The sequence below is a fragment of the Oerskovia rustica genome, assembly GCF_014836555.1.
Lineage (GTDB): Bacteria > Actinomycetota > Actinomycetes > Actinomycetales > Cellulomonadaceae > Oerskovia > Oerskovia rustica.
Genome location: NZ_JACSQQ010000004.1, coordinates 28,960 through 33,278 on the forward strand (window position 1 = coordinate 28,960; position 4,319 = coordinate 33,278).

The 4,319-nt window shown below is 69.0% G+C and carries 3 protein-coding genes and 2 tRNA genes; all 5 read right to left on the reverse strand.

Annotated elements, in window-relative coordinates; translation table 11 throughout:
• Nucleotides 1-33: 33 nt before the first annotated feature.
• A tRNA-Ala gene (locus H9652_RS03130) sits at nucleotides 34-106 on the reverse strand.
• A 30-nt stretch (nucleotides 107-136) separates the two neighbouring features.
• Complete coding sequence (locus H9652_RS19565) at nucleotides 137-256, reverse strand: DLW-39 family protein (protein WP_210410998.1); 120 nt, start codon at nucleotides 254-256, stop codon at nucleotides 137-139.
• 30 nt (nucleotides 257-286) lie between these two features.
• Nucleotides 287-360 (reverse strand) — tRNA-Ile (locus tag H9652_RS03135).
• 128 nt (nucleotides 361-488) lie between these two features.
• Complete coding sequence (locus H9652_RS19570; protein ID WP_225227657.1) at nucleotides 489-1,475, reverse strand: DUF3566 domain-containing protein; 987 nt, start codon at nucleotides 1,473-1,475, stop codon at nucleotides 489-491.
• Entirely contained in the window at nucleotides 1,472-4,156 is a 2,685-nt protein-coding gene (gene gyrA / locus H9652_RS03145; protein ID WP_191794680.1) for a DNA gyrase subunit A, read from the reverse strand. Before gyrA ends, H9652_RS19570 begins: the two co-directional genes overlap by 4 nt.
• Between the last annotated feature and the right edge of the window lie 163 nt (nucleotides 4,157-4,319).

Here is a 4,319-nt window from a genome sequence, read left to right on the forward strand (position 1 = left end):
GTCGAAGACCCGGCCGACGGCCTGTTCACTCTGTGGAGCCAAGGGGACTCGAACCCCTAACCCCCTGCTTGCAAAGCAGGTGCGCTACCAATTGCGCCATGGCCCCAGATCGTGCGGAACTACCTCGCAGAGACCGTCACTCGAAGGTGTCGGTGACCTCTGCCCAGAGATCGCGCTCGTTGTTGTCCTCGGACACCTTGCGCCAGATCAAGAATCCGGCGCCGGCAACGAGCAGCAGTACGAAGAACTTCTTCATGACGCTCCCCCTCGGGTGGGTTTCCTGCAGTGGGCCTAAGAGGACTTGAACCTCTGACCTCTTCCTTATCAGGGAAGCGCTCTAACCGTCTGAGCTATAGGCCCTTGCTGTGCTGCGGCAGCGCTTGAGACTACCGCACTTCTCGGGGTGCACCCAAACCGGGACATCGTCCGACGTCCTCCGAAGCGGGCCCAGGGCCCTCGGACGACGTCCCGGTATGGTGTGTTTTGTCCTAGTCGTCCGTCAGCGTGAGGTGGATTCCGCCCACCATGGCCGCGACGATGTTGTAGATGAACGCCATGATCGTGGACAGCGCTGTGATGAGCACCATGTTCACGATCGCGATCAGGGTCGACAGCGCGACCACCCGGTTGAACTCCACGAACTGGAGCACGTCGACCGTGGACTCCTGACCGACGATGCTGCGGATCAGCGCGTCGGTCTCGGTGAAGACCCCCATGCCGTCGAGCACGGTCCACAGGACCGCCGTCGCGACGACCGTCATGATCCCGATCGCGACGGCGAGCAGGAACGACAGCTTCATGACCGACCAGGGGTCGACGCGCGAGATCGCGAGACGCACCCGACGAGGACCGTCGGCCGACCGCGCCGCGGGCGTCGCCCCCGTCGCCGGCTGCGCCGGTCGCGGAGCCTGCCCGGCCGGCGCCGCGGCCGCAGCCACGGGCGTCGCGCCCGTGACCGGGCTCGCCGTCCCGCTGAAGCCCGCCGCGGTGTAGTGCATGGCGGGCACCTCCTGGGTACCGCCCGCAGCGGGTGCGCCTGCGCTCGTCGGGGTCTTGTTCACGCGTGGCACCGTTCGGTCGTCGATCTCGTCGGGAGACTTCTCGCTCTGCTTCGCGGGCGCGGGCGCCGGAGAGGGCTCTGCAAGCTTCTTGGCGGCCGCCTTGGCGGTCGCCATGGCGGCCGCAGCCGCCTTCAGCGCACCGGACCGGGCGGCCGGGCCACCCGCGGCCGGAGGCGGCGGGACGGGCTTCTCGCTCGCGGGCGTCGAGCCCGACGGCGTCGCTCCCGTCGTCGGAGGAGGCGGCGGTACCGGGGCGCTCGCCCCGGGCTGCGCACCGTTGGTCGTCCCGCCCCCTGCGGTCCGTGCGGTGCCGTTGCTCGCCGGTGGGCGGGTCGCGGTGCTCGTCACCTCGTCAGGGCGTGGCTGCACCGCCTTCGGCACGATCGTCGGCGGGGACTTCTTCTCGCTGCTCATCTACCATCCTCGGTGGCTCCGGGGGTCGCTTCCGACGAAGCCTCCTGCCCGGTGTTGCTGGCGGGAGAGGCGACCTCGGACTGCCCCTGCTCGGACGCGTCCTCGTCCACGGTATCCCGATCCTCCCCCAGTCGACGTTCGACATTACGGGCAACGGCGATGATCTTGTCGTTCTTGTCCGGCTTGGCGAAGATGACACCCTGCGACGTGCGGCCCGTGGGCTTCACCTCGTCGACCGAGGACCGCACGATCTTGCCGCGCTCCATGATGACGAGCACCTCGTCGTCGCCGTCCACCACGAGGGCTCCGACCAGGTCGCCGTTGCGCTCGGGAAGGTTCGCCACCTTGATGCCGAAGCCGTTGCGGCCCTGGACGCGGTAGTTGTCCTCGGTGAGCTGCGTCCGCTTGGCGATGCCACCCTCGGTGACCGTGAACAGGAAGGCGTCGTCACGGACCACGTCCATGGCGAGAAGGTCGTCCTCCTCCCGGAACTTCATGCCCGTGACGCCCGACGTCGAGCGGCCCAGCGGGCGCATCGCGTCGTCGTCGGCCGTGAAGCGGATCGACTGCCCCTTGCGCGAGACCAGGATCAGGTCGTCCGTGGCGTCCACGAGCCGGGCCGAGACCAGCTCGTCGGTGTTGCCGTCCTCGTCCTCGCGCAGGTTGATCGCGATGAGGCCGCCCGAGCGCGGGGAGTTGTACTCCGACAGTCGGGTCTTCTTGACCAGACCGCGGCGCGTCGCGAGGACCAGGTACTCGGCGGCGTCGTAGTCGCGCAGGTCGAGGACCTGCGCGATCTTCTCGCCGGGCTGGAACGCGAGCAGGTTCGCGACGTGCTGCCCCTTGGCGTCGCGGCCGCCCTCGGGCAGCTCGTACGCCTTGGCGCGGTACACCCTGCCCAGGTTCGTGAAGAACAGGAGCCAGTGGTGCGTCGTCGTCACGAAGAAGTGGTCGACGATGTCGTCCTCGCGCAGCTGCGTGCCGCGCACGCCCTTGCCGCCACGCTTCTGCTGGCGGTAGTTGTCGCTGCGCGTGCGCTTGGCGTAGCCGCCGCGCGTGATCGTGACGACGACCTCCTCCTCGGCGATGAGGTCCTCGATCGACACGTCGCCGTCGTAAGGGAGGATCGTGGTCCGACGCTCGTCGCCGTAGCGCGAGACGATCTCCTCGAGCTCGTCGCCCACGATCTGACGCTGACGCTCGGGACGGGCCAGGACGTCGTTGAGGTCCTTGATCGCGGCCTCGAGCTCGGCGTACTCGTCGATGAGCTTCTGGCGCTCCATCGCGGCGAGCGCGCGCAGCTGCAGCGTCAGGATGGCGCGAGCCTGGATCTCGTCGACCTCGAGCAGGGCCATGAGACCCTCGCGCGCGTCCTCGACCGTGGCCGACGCGCGGATGAGCGCGATGACCTCGTCGAGCGCGTCGAGCGCCTTGAGGTAGCCGCGCACGATGTGGGCGCGCTCCTCCTTGGCGCGCAGCTCGAAGCGCGCACGCCGTACGACGACGTCCATCTGGTGCGTCGTCCAGTGGCGCACGAACGCGTCGATGCTCAGCGTGCGGGGCACGCCGTCGACGAGCGCGAGCATGTTCGCGCCGAAGTTCTCCTGGAGCGAGGTGTGCTTGTACAGGTTGTTCAGGACGACCTTGGCGACCGCGTCGCGCTTGAGCACGATGACCAGGCGCTGTCCCGTACGGCCCGAGGTCTCGTCGCGGATGTCCGCGATGCCCTGCACCTTGCCGTCCTTGACCAGGTCGGCGATGCGCAGCGCCAGGTTGTCCGGGTTGACCTGGTAGGGGAGCTCCGTGACGACGAGGCAGATCCGGTTCTGGATCTCCTCGACGTTGACGACCGCGCGCATCGTGATGGACCCACGGCCGGTGCGGTACGCCTCCTCGATGCCCTTGTGGCCCAGGATCGTGGCGCCCGTGGGGAAGTCCGGGCCCTTGATCTTGGTGAGCAGGACCTCGAGCAGCTCCTCCTTGGAGGCCTCCGGGTGCGCCAGGTGCCACCTCACGCCCTCGGCGACCTCGCGGAGGTTGTGCGGCGGGATGTTCGTGGCCATGCCGACCGCGATGCCGGCCGACCCGTTGACCAGCAGGTTCGGGAAGCGCGCGGGCAGGACGACGGGCTCCTGGGTGCGACCGTCGTAGTTGTCCTGGAAGTCGACCGTGTCCTTGTCGATGTCCCGCACCATCTCCATGGCGAGGGGGGCCATGCGGCACTCGGTGTACCGCGGCGCCGCCGCGGGGTCGTTGCCGGGGGAGCCGAAGTTCCCCTGCCCAGCCACCAGCGGGTAGCGCAGCGACCAGTCCTGCACGAGGCGCACGAGCGCGTCGTAGATGGCCGTGTCACCGTGCGGGTGGAACTTGCCCATGACGTCGCCGACGACGCGGCTGCACTTGGAGAACGCGCGGTCGGGACGGTACCCGCCGTCGTACATCGCGTAGAGCACGCGGCGGTGCACGGGCTTGAGCCCGTCGCGCACGTCCGGGAGCGCACGCCCTACGATGACGCTCATCGCGTAGTCGAGGTACGAGCGCTGCATCTCGAGCTGCAGGTCCACCTGTGCGATCCGGCCGTGGTGCACGGCGACCGTGCCGTCTGCTCCCAGCGCTGCCTCGGTCCCGTCCCCGGGGAGGGTTCCCTGGTTCTCGTCCTGCTCGGGAGTCTCGTCCGTCACCGTCGTCTACCTCGTCCTGTCGTGGTCCTGCTGGGTGGTGAAGCTGAGTCGTGGCACGGGGACCGCGGTGCGCGGCCGCTGGAACGGCTGCGTGCCGGGTCCGTGCCTGACGGGCCTGGTCCGGGCCGCCGCGAGCGGCCGGGTCTTCCACCCGGCCGCTCGC